The sequence below is a fragment of the Prevotella sp. S7-1-8 genome (genome assembly GCF_000758925.1).
GTDB lineage: Bacteria > Bacteroidota > Bacteroidia > Bacteroidales > Bacteroidaceae > Prevotella.
The window spans coordinates 1-16,553 of record NZ_JRNC01000035.1; the positions used below are offsets into that span (position 1 = coordinate 1).

13 protein-coding genes are annotated in these 16,553 nt (G+C 47.1%); 2 read left to right on the forward strand and 11 right to left on the reverse strand.

The window, feature by feature from the left end; all coding sequences use genetic code 11:
• Nucleotides 1–66: 66 nt before the first annotated feature.
• The 4 genes from HMPREF1640_RS06085 to radA form a co-directional block, all read right to left on the reverse strand.
• Nucleotides 67–1,311 (reverse strand): DUF5103 domain-containing protein, encoded by a 1,245-nt coding sequence (locus HMPREF1640_RS06085; RefSeq protein ID WP_036893289.1) that lies wholly within the window; start codon nucleotides 1,309–1,311, stop codon nucleotides 67–69.
• Nucleotides 1,312–1,564: 253 nt separating this feature from the next.
• Nucleotides 1,565–2,815 (reverse strand): phosphoglycerate kinase, encoded by a 1,251-nt coding sequence (gene pgk / locus HMPREF1640_RS06090; RefSeq protein ID WP_036893290.1) that lies wholly within the window; start codon nucleotides 2,813–2,815, stop codon nucleotides 1,565–1,567.
• A gap of 172 nt (nucleotides 2,816–2,987) precedes the next feature.
• Nucleotides 2,988–3,698 (reverse strand): 7-cyano-7-deazaguanine synthase QueC, encoded by a 711-nt coding sequence (queC, locus tag HMPREF1640_RS06095; protein ID WP_081935295.1) that lies wholly within the window; start codon nucleotides 3,696–3,698, stop codon nucleotides 2,988–2,990.
• 112 nt (nucleotides 3,699–3,810) lie between these two features.
• A complete protein-coding gene (radA, locus tag HMPREF1640_RS06100; RefSeq protein WP_036893292.1) occupies nucleotides 3,811–5,220 on the reverse strand; it encodes a DNA repair protein RadA in 1,410 nt (469 codons plus the stop codon).
• Between the two features lie 217 nt (nucleotides 5,221–5,437).
• On the opposite strand from radA, the gene HMPREF1640_RS06105 reads away from it, so the two are divergent.
• Entirely contained in the window at nucleotides 5,438–6,355 is a 918-nt protein-coding gene (locus HMPREF1640_RS06105; protein ID WP_036893296.1) for an ABC transporter substrate-binding protein, read from the forward strand.
• Between the two features lie 41 nt (nucleotides 6,356–6,396).
• Entirely contained in the window at nucleotides 6,397–8,619 is a 2,223-nt protein-coding gene (locus HMPREF1640_RS06110; protein WP_036893298.1) for a lipopolysaccharide assembly protein LapB, read from the forward strand.
• Here the strand turns inward: HMPREF1640_RS06110 and HMPREF1640_RS06115 are convergent.
• The 7 genes from HMPREF1640_RS06115 to HMPREF1640_RS06145 form a co-directional block, all read right to left on the reverse strand.
• On the reverse strand, nucleotides 8,614–9,255 hold the full coding sequence (locus HMPREF1640_RS06115) for an HAD family hydrolase (protein WP_036893300.1): 642 nt from the start codon (nucleotides 9,253–9,255) through the stop codon (nucleotides 8,614–8,616). The genes HMPREF1640_RS06110 and HMPREF1640_RS06115 overlap by 6 nt on opposite strands.
• Nucleotides 9,256–9,521: 266 nt before the next feature.
• A complete protein-coding gene (locus tag HMPREF1640_RS06120) occupies nucleotides 9,522–10,874 on the reverse strand; it encodes a hypothetical protein (RefSeq protein WP_036893301.1) in 1,353 nt (450 codons plus the stop codon).
• A gap of 30 nt (nucleotides 10,875–10,904) precedes the next feature.
• Nucleotides 10,905–11,582: a T9SS type A sorting domain-containing protein gene (locus tag HMPREF1640_RS06125; protein WP_036893306.1), complete on the reverse strand. Its 678-nt coding sequence runs from the start codon at nucleotides 11,580–11,582 to the stop codon at nucleotides 10,905–10,907.
• Between the two features lie 4 nt (nucleotides 11,583–11,586).
• Nucleotides 11,587–12,393: an Omp28 family outer membrane lipoprotein gene (locus HMPREF1640_RS06130; protein WP_036893302.1), complete on the reverse strand. Its 807-nt coding sequence runs from the start codon at nucleotides 12,391–12,393 to the stop codon at nucleotides 11,587–11,589.
• A 14-nt stretch (nucleotides 12,394–12,407) separates the two neighbouring features.
• Nucleotides 12,408–14,024 carry a DUF6029 family protein gene (locus HMPREF1640_RS06135; RefSeq protein ID WP_036893307.1) on the reverse strand — a complete coding sequence of 539 codons (1,617 nt, stop codon included), beginning with the start codon at nucleotides 14,022–14,024 and terminating at the stop codon, nucleotides 12,408–12,410.
• Between the two features lie 22 nt (nucleotides 14,025–14,046).
• Entirely contained in the window at nucleotides 14,047–14,538 is a 492-nt protein-coding gene (locus tag HMPREF1640_RS06140) for a TlpA disulfide reductase family protein (protein ID WP_036893303.1), read from the reverse strand.
• A gap of 480 nt (nucleotides 14,539–15,018) precedes the next feature.
• Nucleotides 15,019–16,440 carry a hypothetical protein gene (locus tag HMPREF1640_RS06145; protein ID WP_036893304.1) on the reverse strand — a complete coding sequence of 474 codons (1,422 nt, stop codon included), beginning with the start codon at nucleotides 16,438–16,440 and terminating at the stop codon, nucleotides 15,019–15,021.
• Nucleotides 16,441–16,553: the final 113 nt, after the last annotated feature.

Consider the following 16,553-nt stretch of genomic DNA (forward strand, 5'->3'; position numbering starts at 1 on the left):
CGAATTTTTCTTTTTCATTGATATAGAAAAAACTAAATTTTTCTACGAAAGAATTAACAGGCAAATCTAAATCTGGTATTTTAGAAATTTATAAGCGACCAATCTATCAGTCCGATCACCGACGCCTCTGTAATAAACCAACGCTTGATAAGTGTTTTGCGTTTGGAAAAAATTTCCTTCGGATGGAACTAACACAATCTTTCCATTAGGTTGTCGGAGAACATATTGGTAATTATAATAACCTTGCTTTAGCAAAACGTTAGCCTGATAGAGTTTGTAGGTGTCGTTCCAAGTCATTTTGTATTTGGGCGACAAATAGTCATTGGTCCATGCTCCATTGAGGTAGACCTCGCCCTGAAGACGTGGAGACACAAGACGAAAGTGTGTCACAGCATATTCAGATGTAACGTCGTTGTCGTAATTGTCTGATGTTCTGGGATAAAAGGCTCCATCCGCGTCTCTGTTATATATATAATTGGGACGTGGAGTGTCTTTCCAAACTGTGGCATGGTATGTATGTCCATCCCATGACACGCTTTCCAATCCCATCGTGGCATGGTTCATGTCTAACATTTCGAATTTACGAAATTCGTTCCCACCATCGAAGATCAGGTCTTTATTGTGACTCCATGCCATCCCATTGGGTGTGACGTATTGTGGTTTGGCGTTGCGCGCGGCAGTGTGCCAAAGCCCATTTTGCAACACCACGGTTTTTATTTGCGTTGATGGGTCGGTTACTTTTGTATTGCCAAAATCCAACTTCATGGAAACCTGCTGGTACTTATCGTTTATTCCCGCGTCTGTATTAGCGGACACCTCCATGCTGAGTTTCATCATGGGCTCCACCACCATGAAGCAGGCTGTAAGTACGGTCGAGTCCTCGTTTTGCTCATCGTATATGCTAACTTTGTAGTTTCCACTCAATTTTAAAATACATTTCTCATTGGGTATGCGCAACGTGTAATGGGTGTAAAGCTGGTTCGTGCCTTGGGATTGCCTTAAATTCTCGATGACATTACCCTGCGCGAAGCCCTCACAATAATCGCTCTCGAAAATTCCCGAGGAAGTGGACCAGTCTGCGTCGCAGTGTTCCACTTTGTAAATGTAGCGATGGTAGTTGTGTGTCAGGACGTCAAACGATATGGTTATGGGGGTAGGTTGCCCTAATTCTATGACAGGCATACCCATCCAGTTTTCGCCTGCCATTACCTGTAACGAGGCTATCTTGGGGTCTGCCACGTTGTTTCGCTGTCCAAATGACATGAGAGTCGCGTTCACCAATAATATGACAAAATGAACCAGTTTGCTCATAGTAATAATGCGTTGATGACACAAATGTAATAAAATAAATGTAGAAGCAAATTATTTTTTGCTTTTATCATAATCTGAATGTCAAAATAACGCCTTCCCCAAATTCAGGGAAGGCGTTTACGAAGTGTCTCTTTGTCCATGGGCATCATCATGTCTTGCTGTCAAAAAGCTATTGTTTCAACAATCCCTCCTTGGCCTTGACGCTGAGACATTGGCGTTTACAAAACGATGAAGACAATGGATTGACACCCAATCAACCTTTAATAGCGGCTACGCCAGGAAGTGTCTTTCCCTCAATGGCTTCGAGCATTGCACCGCCACCGGTAGATACGTAAGACACCTTGTCAGCCAAGCCAAATTTGTTGACGGCCGCCACGGAGTCTCCTCCGCCTACGAGAGAGAAAGCGCCATTCTTCTGAGTGCTCTCTGCCACGTACTTGGCGATCTCGCCAGTACCATGCGCAAAGTTCTCGAACTCGAATACACCAACTGGCCCATTCCACAAAATGGTCTTGGAGTCAAGAATGATTTTTTTCCAAATGGACAAACTCTCTTCGCTTGCGTCCATACCTTCCCACTCATCGGGTATTTGGTCTATTGGAAATTCCTTGCGCTCGGTATCGTTTGAAAATTCTTTACCGCAGATGGTGGCAACCGACAAAGAAAGATTTACTCCTTTCTTCTTTGCTTCCGCTAAAACATTAAGAGCTTCGGGTATAAGGTCGTCTTCGTGCAGGGATTTGCCGATTTTTCCACCTTGTGCCTTGATAAAAGTATAGCCCATGCCACCGCCAATGATAAGATTGTCTACTTTGTCAAGCAGGTTTTTAATCACACCGAGTTTTGAACTGACTTTCGAGCCTCCGATAATGGCGGTGAAAGGGTGCTTGGCATTTTTCAAAACACTGTCAATAGCGGAAACTTCTTTTTCCATCAAGAAGCCCAACATTTTGGAACCTGCGTCAAAAAAGTCAGCTATCACCGCCGTAGAGGCGTGCTTGCGGTGAGCGGTTCCAAAAGCGTCGTTTACATATACGTCCGCGTACGAAGCCAGTTTCTCTGCGAATTTCTTTTGCGACTCTTTCATTTTTTTTGCTGCGGCGTCGTATTCCGGAGTGCCTTTTTCTAAGCCTACGGGCTTCCCTTCCTCTTCAGGATAGAAGCGAAGGTTCTCCAGCAGCAGGGCCTCGCCCGGGGCGAGAGCCTTGGCCTCAGCCTCGGCGTTGGCACAGTCTTTTGCAAACTTGACCTGCACGCCAAGTCGTTCTGATACGGCATCTACGATCTGGCACAGGCTAAGTTTCGCATTCACCTTGCCCTTGGGCTTGCCCATGTGACTCATCATGATAACGGAGCCACCGTCATCCAATATCTTTTTCAAGGTAGGGAGAGCCCCACGGATACGTGTGTCGTCTGTCACTTTGCCATTCTCATCCAATGGCACGTTGAAATCTACGCGAACGATAGCTTTTTTGCCAGCAAAATTAAATTGTTCGATTGTCATATTTTACAATATTTTAAAGTGAGATAAATGGTCTTTTACTTATTGCAAAGTTACTTATTTTATATGACAATCTGAAGAGACAAACGTTGTTTTTTATCGTTGTCGCTCAATAATTTGCTTTTTGTCACGTCTGTGTCGCGTCGAATGGGGCAAGTGTTGGCCTGCATGACCGTCAGTCCATGTATATTGTTGTGTCATCGACACCAGCCTCGGCAAGGGCTTCGCGGCGTTCTCTGCATGTGCCGCACACGCCACAATGAAACTCCTCGCCTTTGTAGCAGCTCCATGTCTCGGAATAATCTATTTTCAGTACCTTGCCTCGGCGAGCTATGTCCGCCTTGCTTATCCTTGTATATGGGGCGAGAATCTTGATGCCGGGAAACGTCCCCGCTTCCGTGGCTTGGCTCATGGCTTGTACGAATTGGGGTGTGCAGTCAGGGTATATGGTGTGATCTCCAGAGTGGTTGGCCATCATGACATATCTGAGATCATGGCTCTCTGCCATGCCGGTCGCTATGCTTAGCATAATGCCATTGCGAAAAGGTACCACCGTGGAGCGCATGTTTTCGTCATCGTAGTTTCCATCCGGAATGTCCTCGCCGCCCTTGAGCAAGCTCGACCTGAAATACTGTTCCATAAAATGGAGTGGGATGGTGAGGTGCGGAATGCCCAAACGCTGGCAATGTAGCTTGGCGAGCGGAATTTCTTTGGCGTTGTGCTTACTTCCATAGTCAAAGGAGATACCCAAGGCTATTCGGTCCTTAAACTCATAAAGCATGGTGATAGAATCCATGCCACCGCTCACTATCAATACACAGTCAGCCTTGTTTCCTTTCTCTATGCTTTTGTCGCGAGGTGATACTTCTCTTTTTTTTTCAGTCATATTTGTATGTGTCTATTTTTATATCTGATTACTGATGTCTTGATTGTGTTGTCATGAATTTTTCCCATGTATGGGATTTGGGGGTGCTAAAAGCAGGTTTGCGCATGCCCGCTTATCCGAAAAGCGCTCGCAACGCGCCCTCCACTTTTTTAACAGGGTGCATTTCTATCTTGAAGTTTTTGCGGCTAAGGCTTTTCATGTTGTAAGATGGCAGTATGATGTGGGTGAAACCAAGTTTCTCCGCTTCTGTGATTCGTTGCTCCACGCGACTCACCGGTCTCACCTCGCCACTCAACCCCACCTCGCCACACATGCACCAGCCAGACTCTATGGGGGTATCCACATTACTTGAGAGAACCGCGGCTATCACGCTGAGGTCCATGGCCATGTCCGTGACACGCAATCCTCCGGCTATGTTCAGGAACACGTCTTTCTGCATGAGTTTAAAACCGACGCGTTTTTCCAATACGGCAAGCAACATGTTGAGCCGTCGCTGGTCGAATCCTGTGGCCGAGCGTTGTGGGGTTCCATATGCCGCGGAAGAAACGAGAGCTTGTGTTTCTACCAAGAAAGGACGAACACCCTCTATGGCCGAACTGATGGCCACGCCCGACAATCCTTCGTGATCTTCCGTCAACAAGAGTTCTGATGGGTTGGGCACCTCGCGCAACCCATCTTGGCACATTTCGTATATTCCTAACTCCGAGGTACTGCCAAACCTGTTTTTGACGCTCCGTAGTATGCGGTACATATAATGTTGGTCTCCCTCAAACTGTATCACGGTATCCACGATGTGCTCCAAAATCTTTGGGCCTGCCAAAGTCCCCTCTTTGTTAATATGGCCTATGAGAATGACGGGCACGCCACTTGTTTTGGCAAAACGGAGCAGCGTCGCGGCACATTCTCGCACTTGCGTGACGCTACCCGGTGACGAGTCCACCGTCTCTGTGCACATGGTTTGGATAGAGTCTATGACGACAAGCTCGGGCAATACTTCTTGAATATGACCAAAGATGTTCTCCAAAGAGTTCTCACACAATATAAAAATATTCTCTGCGTTAGTCGAACTCAATCGTTCCGCGCGCATTTTTATTTGGTGTGCGCTTTCCTCCCCACTGACATACAGTATGCGTCTCTCTGGCATGCCAAGGATGGTTTGCAGCGTGAGAGTTGATTTTCCTATGCCTGGCTCACCGCCTAAAAGAGTGATACTGCCTGGAACCACACCCCCTCCGAGCACCCGGTTCAGCTCCTTGTCGTGCGTGTCGATGCGTGGCTCGTCCTTGGCGGCGATTTCGTTCAAGCGCACAACCTTGACTTGAGACGCAATGTTCACGGCCGGCCGGCGGCCGCCGTGGCGCAATGTCATGGCTGCGTTGCTCGCGGCGCTGGTGCCCGTCGTTCCTGAAACCTTGATTTCCTTGAATGAAGACCATTCTCCACAAGATGGGCATTTGCCCAGCCACTTGGACGAGTCGTAGCCACAGTTGCTACAAACGTACATTATTTTTTCTTTGGCCACGATGTAATATTTTAAGCATGTAATATTATTCTACAGCATGTCGCGCTCGCTCACTTGATTAAGTGCGCTGGACTTGGGGCGTTGTTCTGTCATGGTCGCATTTGTTGCGCTTGGACATAAGAGGCTTGTGGCGCGCCCGCGCTTGTTTGGTATGCCTATTGCAAAAGTAGTTTTTTTTTCCGTATTTGCAAAATATAATTATTAACTTTGCAACATTATGAATAGATACCTAATTCTCTTGCTGCTGGCGGCTGTCACGCTGGGCTTTTATGGTTGCGGCCAATCGTACAACGGGCGGCAACGCCAATCTATGAGAGAGAGAATGGAACTGGCTCGACAAGATTCCGCCGCTTTTAAGATTGCCACGACTCCCACCATGGATTGCCTTCCGTTGTTTATCGGCGTGGAGGACAGCTTGTTCCAAAAGCGAGGAGTGGATGTTAGGCTTTGCGCCCGTACCTCGCGTTTGGATGGCGACACTTTGATAGCCGGCGATTATGTAGCGGGTGTCGTCAGCGATCTTGTACGTACCGAGCGCCTAAAAAAACAAGGCGTAACACTGCGCTACGTGGCCGCCACTAACAGCTATTGGCAGTTTGTCTCCAATCGCCTTTCACGTGTCAAGAAATTAAGTCAGATGTCTGACAAAATGGTGGCCATGACACGGCACTCTGCCACTGACTATCTTTCTGATCTTGCCATAAATGGTGTCAAAACCAAGTCTGACGTGTACAGAGTGCAAATCAATGACGTGAACCTAAGGGTAAAGATGTTGCTCAACAATGAGATGGATGCGGCCATGTTGACAGAGCCACAAGCCACCATGGCGCGCGTCTTCAAAAGCCCAGTGCTGATGGACAGCCGTGACAAGGGGGGCAGGCTCGGTGTTATAGCGTTCAGCGAGCGGGCTTTGGCCAAAAAGGACCGCCAGCGTCAACTCAAGCTATTTATAAAGGTGTACGATGCGATTTGCGATTCCATCAACATCAATGGGGTGTCGCGCTATGGGAGGATTATAAAAAAATACATGTTTGTGGATGATCGCGTGGTCAAAGCGTTGCCCCAACTGCGATACCAACACGCGGTTCCGCCACGCGAGAAAGATGTCAGGCGGGCACGTGGATATTTGAGATAATTCACGGTGTTTCCCTATTTTTGTCTATATCTTTTAATATTATGGATAATAAACAGCAAACGGCTGACTGGGTCGTGCGCCTACAAGCGATTCAGCGGATACAGCAAGATATCGTGGAGCATGGATATTTGGGTCAAGCCCTCCATGCCACTCGTTGCTTTCTCGACAATTTCCAGCACGAGGCACTTGGGAACAGGTTGGCGGAAATAGAGCAAGACTATCGCTTGATGTGCGATTTCTTGAGAAAAGGTTTCCCGGACGAAAAACGTGAGATGTTGTACGAAAGGCTATTAGACAAATTGTACGGTTTGACGCACGATATAGAGTTGGATTATAGAATAGTCAATGACCCCAAGGTGGGAGCTTACGCGCGCGCTAAATCTTTCGTGGATTTGAACATGGAAAGTGTCAAGAGCAATCTGGAGGCGTTCGTGACAGATTTGGCCATGGCCTCCTTGGAAACCGAAAAAGAGAAGACGGCCAAGATTAAAACGCTGCATGCCAATCATCAACAATATATACAGGCACTATTCAGCGCGCTGCTTTTCTCGCACCAATGGTCGCGCGAGTTTGCTCAAGGGATGGGCGAACTGCTCGTGTCGCCTACCATTGACTCCAATGATACGATGGCACTCGTGGCCTGTATCATGCTTGGCACCATCATGACGGGCGATCCTGAGCGAGAGTTGGCTTTGGTTAATATTTATGAGCGCGCGACAGAAACCAATATTAAGCAGCGCGCTTTAGTGGGATGGGTTTTTGGACTTCATGGCCTGCGCATTGATAAGTTTCCAACGTTGGCTAAGCGGGTCGAAAGCCTTTTGGACGACGCAAAAGTGAGAGAGGAATTGGCAGAACTTCAAATACAAGTCATTTACTGTCGAAATGCGCAGCGAGATAACGAAAAACTCCGCAAAGACATCATGCCTACCTTGCTCCGTCATCAGAGTTTTGAGATGGATGGACTGAGCGTCAGGGAGAAAGAGGATGATACTTTAGACGACATTCTCAATCCAGACGCCGCTGACCGCAAGATGGAAGAGATGGAAAACAGCATTCGCAAAATGATGGAGATGCGCGACCAAGGAGTGGACATCTACTTTGGCGGATTTTCCCAAATGAAACGTTTCTCGTTTTTCAACACGCTTTGCAATTGGTTCATGCCCTTTATACCAGAGCATCCACAGCTCCAGCACATAGACTCGGAATTTCTCCATTCGGGAATGGTCAGAGCCATTATGTCAAGTGGCTCTTTTTGTGAGTCAGACAAATACAGCTTTGTCTTGGGTACGTCGAGCATTTTTAACAAACTCCCAGACAATATCAAGGAAATGCTCAACTCAGGCAATGTGGCCATGATGGGCATGGAGTCGGCAAATGTAGATCCTACTGACAAAAGCTATGTTCGCCGCATGTATTTACAAGACCTATACCGATTCTTCACGCTGTGCGACGCTCGGGGAATGTTTCCCAATCCTTTTGAGAGCCAACGGTTCTTGTTTATGGCCGAAAAACCCATGAGAAGTAAGATGGCAAATGAGGCAAGACGCATTCAGAGATTCTTGCTAAAGCAAAAGATGCTCGACTCGCTGACACGTCTCTTCTACCAGTACAAAGAGTTGGAAAACATTGATGACATGCGCATGGAAGCCCGGATTAAGATGCGTGAGCGAAAATATCTTGAGGCACAAGCCATCTACTCTCAGATTGTCGAGATCGCACCGGATGACGACAGGGCCGTCATGGGGCTGGCGCAAGCTGCGTTCAATGTTGGCAACTATGCGGAAGCGGCGACTCAATACAAAAAGCTATACGAGCGCTATCCGCGACGTGAGGGCGTCGTTCTCAACTTGGCCATCTCGTTGATTAATGACGATCGAGCCGCGGAAAGCATGCAGTTGCTATACCGTCTTGAATATGAGAACCCCTCGGACGCCAATGTGACACGCGCCTTGGCATGGGGTTACCTCTGGCTTGGCAATGCTGAACGCGCCAAAGAGCTATACGACAAAATCCTATGTGATGGCGACTGCGACTCGTCCGACCATCTTAACGCTGGTTATTGTAACTGGGTTTTACGCGACGTTGGTGGGGCAGTGGAACTTTTCAAGATTGCTGTCAAGGAAGACGGCGGCAACGTGTCATCCACTCAAGACATGATGGATTGGTTTGCCCAAGACGCGAAGTTACTTGATAAATATAATATTGGCAATACGGAGCGCAAGTTGGTGGCTGGCATGGTGGTGGCAAGCGATACTTTATAGTTTCGGTATGTCCATGGGGTCGCTCAACAAGACGCTCGCTCCGTGCTCCAACAAAAACGAGCGGTCGCGAAACCCCCATAACACAGACAGGCAGGGTAGGGAGCTGTTTTTTGCCGTCTCTATGTCCACGTCGCTGTCGCCGACGTACACAGTGTCTTTCGCGGTGCATCCCAATTGCGCCATAGCCTCAAGCACCATGTCGGGCGAAGGTTTTTTGTTGATGCCACGCCGTTCTCCGATGGCCACTTTCACAAGGTCGCCAAAGTATTTGTTTACAAGGTTTTTCGTGGCTTGGTCAAATTTGTTGCTTACCACGGCCACGCCTTTGTGTTGGGCTTGGAGTTGTCCTAACATCTCTAAAATTCCGGGGTATGGCTTGGTGTTATCCACATTATGGACTAAATAATGCTCTTGAAAGCACTTGAGCGCTTGCTCGAACAAAGGGTTGCCTGTGCCATGTGGAACCGTTCTTTCCATCAGTTTCCTAACGCCATTGCCCACAAATCCTTGTATCTGTTTCACTGAATATACGGGCATGCCGTTGGCGCGCAAGGCATAATTGCAGCTCGCCGCCAAGTCGTCAATGCTATTGAGAAGGGTGCCGTCCAAGTCAAAGATATAATTATTGTATTTCATTGTAATCGTATAAATTGTCCTTGCAAAATGCAAAAATACTAATATTTTTCGAAACATCGTAAGCATCCGACATCGGTAGCTTACTATGCAACCGGGCATGTAAGGGATATTTGTAAGTGTGAAAGACGGTAATATTGGATACTATTTGCCAATTTCTCCATCACTGCATCTGTGACATTGCGCGTGGTGATTGATACCCCTCACTCCATGCGCTTGTTTATGGAGAGCATGCGATAGAGTGGGGGATTTTATTTGTTTCTTCCGTGTCAGCGCGTTACGATTTCTTTGCGTGTATGTCCGTCGCCATATTTCACGATGTTAATTCCTCTTTGCGGCGCTTGGATACGACGGCCGTCGAGAGTGTAGCGTGCTGTCTCTGTGGCGGAGCCGTTTTTTTTCGCGACGGTAGGCATGCCCATTGCGCCTGCGTCGATGATGCTGCATTTGGCTGCATTTTCTATTCTCTTTGTATTATGGTTAATCAGCAGCACGCAGACTTTAAGTTTTGATTTGTCTTGCAGCAGACGGTTGTGGGCGATGTTAAACACATGTTGGAAACTTTGCGTTTGGTCTACTTCTATCGGATTCTTTACGAAGTCTTCCTGTCCAGGCGTGTAAACACCTTGCACCTCGGTTTTTCTCGCCGGAATGTAAACACCATTCGCTTCAATTGCCGTAAAATTGTTGAGAATTCCGCTTACCCACAATGGCGAGTTGACGAATTTATCCATTTCAGGAGACTTGCCGAGAACGCTGTTGTCTCCCGAATAGCGATTGTTTTGTAACCATTCGGGCTTAGTCATCCCGTCTTCTGTTATCACATAAGCCACACTGTATTTTGTATCTTTGGGAACAACACGAAAGGTAACGCTCGGTGTTACAGTGATGCATTCTTTCTCTTCATCCCATTGGGCAGAGACATCAATATCCATGTCAGCACCCATGGCTCTTTCCTCCTCAAACTCTGTCGTAGCCGTAAAATTGGAAAGCAGGCGACTTCTGTTCATGTCAAGATGTGGTGTGCCTTTTGCTTCAAAGCTGTTCCAAGCATAATCAGGACAGAACAGAGGGTCTGGACTGCGATGAATGGCAATGCCGATGAAATCATCGGGATAATTCTTTTCCAAGTTTTCCATAACGGCAATGCCGCGTGGACAGTATCGGCACCACATGCCTGTGTATTCTTCCACGACGACCCTGCGGTGAGGCACTTGGGTGACGGTGGCTCTGATAAGACCGGCATAAGGATAAGAGGCTCTGTTGGGCTCACCGTTCACTTTCGTTATCTCTACCTGCAATTCTGTTTCCGAGAGCCGGTCATGAGGTGGCACGTCAATATCCGCATGCGTGCCCCACATGTGTTTCAGTGGTTCTTTCAAGACGTATTTTCCCTCCAACAGCACTTTTCCTTCAAAAGTAACCTTGTAATCAAAATCTTTCACCTCATCCCTGCCATAATTGGTAATCAACAGTTGGGCTTTCGCACTCTTGGCATGGATAGGTACATACACCTTTCGTCCAGTGGAGGGAGCCAGACTGTAGTCGCCCGCCCTAAGACTGTTTGGATAACAAAGGATGGCGATGAGCGCCAACAATTGGATATAGATTCTTTTTATCATCTTGTAACGAGTGTTGTTGTGGGATGTTCGTTAGGAAATAATGTATTTACGAGTGAATATAACTCCTTGCTTGTTCCTGTATTTAACAATATACGTGCCTTTAGGAAGTGTTGAAAGCGAGGTGAGCTTTTGATAGAGCAACACGCCATTAGTATCATAGACATCGTAGATGCCACCTGCTGGTATCGGTGAGGATGCAATGCCGGCGGTCTCAGGAATGAAGTTGATGGTCAGCTTCGGCCCGTTCTTTTCTGTCATATTGCCGTTTCCCTCATCTTCCATGATGATGATTTGCAGAACAACCTTGCCATTTCCTTTTGTGGCGAACATATGTTTAATGGAAAGCTCCTCCCGGCCAGCGGCTGCCATATCCTTTGGTTCTAATTGATAAGTGCCGGCTTCTTCATGAGAATTGCAAGATTCAAACGCGCATACCTCCAACTGTCCTTCTTGCATTTCAATGTTATAAGAGAGTTTCATTTTCTGTGTTTTGCCTGAGCGGTTGGAGATGAATAGTTCCGTATGCATTTGTTTCTGTCCAGGCGTAAAAACGTCGTCCTCCACCTTGCTCACGTTAAGCGTGGCGTTAGGTGAAATCGTTTCTCCTTTGGCGTTGACAAAAACAACGTCATCCGAACTTGTCTGTGCTTGCATGCCTACGAACGCGCATGCGAGCATACCTAAAAAATTAAGCAGTCGTAATTTCATATTTTTATTTTTTGTCATTTGTTTGCGAATTGGAAATCTTTTTCCGAACCACCTGCTGCACACCGTTGTCATTATAGAAGAAAGCCACTATCCATGCTTTGTCAGGCAAGATGCCATCAGGCAGCGTGTAGGTAGTTTCCTCTTTGTGCGCGCGTTTGGGAGAGAGCGTCAGTTCTGTACCCCATTCTCCGTTGACGGCCGCCCTGAACACATGTTGGTGTGTGTGTTTCGTTTCTAATTTGTTTTTCGGGAAAAACTGTGGCGCGACAACATCGTCTTCCACCAGCCATAGTTGCAGCTGTCCTTTCACCGCTGTCGTCAAGGTCCTCAAGTCGGTTTCTATCTCCACATGGCGAGAGGCAGCGTCGTATTGACATTTAAGGCCCATTTTTACATTCGTGGGCTTGTTAAACTCATCATATATTTGCCCGGCCCAAGCGTCTTTTGACAGTGCGCCACCACGACGGTTGATGATGGCTTTGGGTACGTTGGGAATTGCCCAATGCTTGTAATACGCATCCCCCGCATCGGTGCGCAATCCTACAACAGAGGGGGAAGTTTTGATGGCGAGCTGTCCTGCGTGTATCGCTACCGCAATCAGTTTGTCAGCGCCATAAGTGGCTTGTAGCTTTGCGATGGTTTGCGCGGCTTCGGGGCAGAAGATGCACCGCTGCCCTGTAAAGTCTTCTATCAGCACGTTCCGCTGAATGGTGGCGGAAGGTACTTCGACGAGACGTTTGTCAGCGTCAATGGGGTCGCAACTCGTCAAGAGCGAAATGCCAGCCAAAAGGAGGATATATAAAGATTTCATTGCTGTCAGAGCTATCAGAAGTTATAATTGTAGGAAAGTGTCAGACCTTTGATGGCGGGGATGTATCGGCATACCCCTCCCGAACAGTTGAAACCGGCGCGAGTGCGACCATAGCCCAATTGCAACCTGTGCGCCCCACCGTTGTATGTCACAAAGCCTTGGTAGTAGTGCGCGTGGGTGTTGCCAAGGTTGTAAAGGTCACTCAAGGTGAACATCCAGTGTGGCGCCAGCGACAGCTCGGCCAGTGCGAACGCCCAGTCTTTGTCACCATCTTTCGAGAAGAGATACTGTCCCTCAACGCGCAGCGTTGTTTTTCGTGCCAATTTTTGTTTCACGTCTGCCACGAATATATGCGAGCTTAACATGCCTCCATGCCCCTCTATCACAGTTTGGTTGTACCGCTGGGTCATGTACGTCAGGTTGAGCTTTGTGTCTTTGCCAAGGCGTCTCTCCAACTGTACGTCAATGTCTTGATAATAGGTGGATGCTCCCCAGTTCCAAAACGAGCTTCCATAGCCATTGGTTCCCCTGCCGCCATCCTCATTTTTGGAAATGGAATGGACGTGCGAGAAGTTCATTTTCACCATCGTCCCATATTTGCCACCCAGCATAGAGCCTTTGGGAAAGGTATACGCCCCCGCCGCCTGATAAGCCCACTCTCCTTCAGGGCGTGTGGCATAGGGATAGAGCGCGGGCAGCGTGTAGGTGTGTTCTATGGTGAAGGCAGGCAGGTGATTGATGAAAGAAGAGATGCCTTCCATACCTCTGCTGCTGCGCAGCGTCATGTTCGCGCTGCGCTTGGCTTGCAGAAGCAGGCTCATGCCGCGTCTGGAGTATGAGCCTAAGAGCATTGCCACGTAACCGTTGCGATAGATATAGCCATTGTCATTGGAAGGGTCTTGCGTTTTCATCGCCATCTCTGCCAGCACGTTCAACGAACGGTGTTGCACTCGCAAACGAACATCGAACGCGTTGACATAGCGAGGAAGGCGTAGACGGTGTGTTGGGTCTGTCATGACCACATCCTCTTTCTCGTACTTGTTGACGCAAGAAAAACCAATCATCGCATAGGTCTCGTGCCTCTGCAGTACTTTGAGCCACTCGTCAATATTCCACTCGATGTCGCCCCCTGTCAGCCAACTGTCGTTGTGCTTCCAATATCGTCTCTGGCGTCCCGTGAGTATCTTCACCGCCACACCGTCCCAAGGGCGGCAAGACAAGCGCGCGCCTTGCAGGGAGTTGTCTATTCCAAGACTCCGCTCCTCGTATGTGCGAAGGATGAAGCCCGACCCAAACTGCTCATAAAAACTGCCCAATGTCAATTCGGCATTCTTATAGCGGCCTTTCACATAGAAATGAGGCAGTCCCCAGCCTTTGATGTCGTTCTCAAATCCGGGAAGCGGATGTTTCAAATATTCCAGTCTTGCCCCAGCCTCAATATAACGGCTTGTGGCTTTCAAGTCGAGATAAGTGTTTGTCAGGAAATGGCCGTCATCAGCGCTCGCTCCCGTTGTCTTGTCTTTCTCCGGCAGCAGGATGTCGCTCTGAATACTTCCCGACAGGCGCGGCTTGTCCGGTTGCTCTTGTGCGCAAAGCCATGTGCTTGCCATGCCGATGAGCCATCCAAGCATCATCATCCGTTTGTTCATAAGGCTACTTGCTTGCGATTTCCTTTATCTTTTCGTAAAGCTCCAGTTCTGCGCCATCGGTGTAACCGTTGTGGCGATAAACAATGTTTCCCTGTCCATCGAGCAACACCGTGTAGGGAATCAGTTGAATGCCCAGCGCATGGCGCAAATCGCTGTTGGGGTCGAGCAGCACGTCGTATCGCCATCCGTTCTGGTCAACCAACGGCTTTACTTTGTTGATGTTCTGTGCCTGATCCACCGATACGGCGATAAGTCGCACGCCTGTCTCTTGCTGCCACTCATCGTAGAGTTCGGCAATGGCTTTCAGCTCACGGTTGCAGGGTTTGCACCACGTCGCGAAGAAAGCAAGCAGCAAGGGCTTGCCGTTGTTGGCTATCGTGTCTGTCTGCACGGTTCTGCCTTCCATGTCTTTGAGGATTACCTTGGGCAACCGTTCTTGTGCGTAACTTCCAAAACTCACCAATAATAATGCGAGCGATAAAAATATTTTATTCATATTTATTGCTGTCAAGTGTTTGTTGTACCATTGCTAAAAGATATGCGGCAGGTGTTTTTTATTGTCCCATGCAAAATTACATGTTTTTTGTGAAGGGAGGTTCTGTAAAGGGCTTTTCGGGGTTGCCGGGCCGTTTTGCGGTTAAGGGCGGTGCTATAAAATAGCTTTGACAGGTTTGTGAGACTTTTTTTGAGGTCAATTTGCGAGCTATACGACTGAACGAACAAGCAAATTGAACCAAAAACGGAGCAAGCCGAATACAATCAAACTTGTTTGAATTGTTGAGGCGCAGCCTGTTTTATATAAAAAGAGTCCACAAGATGACAAAACGTAAAAATACTGACAAAAAAATCTTACGGTGGTGATTTGTAGAAACACCCTAAAGCGCAACGCCTTACGTATATCATTACGTGGCGTTTCGCTTTCTTTTCTTACCGCTTAGCTGCTTGCCTGATGTCAGCTATTAGGGTTGTTTGGATATTATTTAGGATAATCTCTACAAATTATTTCTAATTTTTCATATTTACCTTCAAAACCATCTGCTACTAAAGTTATTCTGAACTTATCCATATCCTTTGTGCCGAATTTATGTACTTGTTTTACACCTTTTTTCGGTTTATCTTCAACCATTGGGTACTTTGAAGGGTCAAAAGTTAAGCTAAAAGAGCCTATAGTGTTATCTCCATTAGGTTGTTTTGTAATCTTCCACGTTACGCAATTTACGTTTTCTCCTGATAATTGTGTATAATCGCTTTTTTTTGTATTTTCATTATATGTCTTATACTCTATACTTTTTATAGTAAAAGTATTAGAAGCTATTATTGCATGATTAAAATGTTTCTTTGTTTTATCGGTATTAACTGCGTATCGATAGCAATTTATAAACACATTATATGTATTTTGTTTTTCCCCGTCTTTTTTGCAAAAATATTCATTATTAGGTTTTATAGTTGTGCTAGAGCTCTCGTAGTTTTTGGGATCTACTACGTCTATAGATATATTAGAATCTTTTTCTTTTGTCTTATTTATCAGGCTATTTACTAAATATTTTTCCACCTCACCTGCTTCATAGGGTTTGGCATCTTTTCTTTTGAGAGGAATGGTTATACGTTTAATTTTTACCCTTGTATCATTTTCGGGTGTTACTTTTTGACCTTTTTCATCTCTTACGCTCACATATTCTTTTTCATCTTTCTTTAGTATCACCTCTGCTATGGCGTCTTTGCCTACCGGTTGTGGTATCATGAAGATGGTAAGGTTGTCGTACTTGTTGCCTGTTTTTAGCCCGGTAAACTGGGTTCTGTTTACCTGTGTGGTGGTGATGTGGTTGGTTATAATATGCACATCTTTTTTCTCGCTAAGGTCTGTCCATGTGAAACGCTCTGCGTCGGTGTTCTTCGACAAGTCTACCTTGCACGTACCTTTGGTGTATAGATTTCTTAGGCAAATGCCCTCAATGGTGTAACCAGTAGGTACGCGGTCGCCAATGGCGAAGTTGATGGCTGTAAGGGCATGGTGCATGTTTATGGTCTTTCCGCTGTTTATATTTTCATCGGTAGAGTTCTGGTCATTTATCTCAAACTCATCAGCCTGCCCTATCATCAAGTCTTTCTGCTGTGCCATGTCTTTTTCCAGGGAGTAGGTAAGGGTATAGGTGTTTGCGCCTGTCCGTTTAAACTGATTGCCATCGCTTAGTCGGGGGTATACGGCGGCGAGCTGCACCTTCGGCATGTCTGTCTTGTATTTTGCCACCTTGCCGCTTACATGCACTTCGCCGTCTTTCTTCGCACTGCCGTTGTTAATGAAGTTGGGTTCGTTGGGAGTAGGTTCACCATCTTTATGCCCATAGCCATATACGCCAAAGGTAGCGTCGTCGGGCATGTTATTTATATTGTCGTACATGGTACCTCGTGTTAAGGCACCTGGTGGCGAAGTTTAGTTTTACCACGTTAAGCGCTGCTGGGTTGTTGTCGGTCTGAACTTTGCCCTCTTCAAGCTCTTGAGAGCACGACGTC